We start from the raw sequence: 647 nt of genomic DNA, 5'->3' as shown, positions 1-647 counted from the left end.
GGCCGTGGAGCGCCAATAAAGGAGGGTCGCCGGAGCCAGCGCAGGGGAGTCATCGCCCCGCCAGGGGCGATGACCGACCCGAACGGCGCGCCATGGCCTCCCCCCACGCGCCTTTGCGCAGCCAATCGTCACCTCTCGCGAAGACCCTCGGTTGCATGCGAGATCAGCGGTGCCAGCACGAAATCGATCACGCGCCGCGTGCCGATCTTCACCTCGGCCGACACCGACATCCCGGCGCTCAACGGCACCGTGCGGCCGTCGATCTCGATCGTCTTCCGATCCAGCCGCACCCGCGTCGAATACACCAGCCCGCGCTTGTCGTCGTTGATCGCATCGCTCGACACCGACGCGACGCGCCCGTGCAGCACGCCGTAGCGCGTGTACGGAAAGGTCTCCACCTTCACCTCGGCCGGTTGGCCCGGCATGACGAAGCCGATGTCGCGGTTCTCGACCAGCGCCTCGATCTCCAGCGGCGTGTCGCTCGGCACCACCATCATCAGCGGCTGCGCCGCCGTCACGACGCCACCCACGGTGTGCACCGCGAGCTGCTGCACCGTGCCGTCGACCGGCGCCAGCAGGCGCTGCGCATCGCGGCGGGCCGCCGCCTTGCGCTGTTCCTGCTCCAGCGCCGCCACGCGCTGCTGCGC

General features: G+C 70.2%; 1 protein-coding gene. It reads right to left on the bottom strand.

What is annotated here, in order from left to right; genetic code table 11:
• Positions 1-128: 128 nt before the first annotated feature.
• The coding region (locus AC1D01_RS37645; RefSeq protein ID WP_477875050.1) for an HlyD family type I secretion periplasmic adaptor subunit at positions 129-647 on the bottom strand (519 nt) is incomplete at its 5' end.

The organism is Rhizobacter sp. P3_B12 (assembly GCF_056402895.1).
The sequence above is the reverse complement of the archived record's forward strand: the minus strand, read 5'-3'. Positions and strand labels throughout refer to the sequence as shown.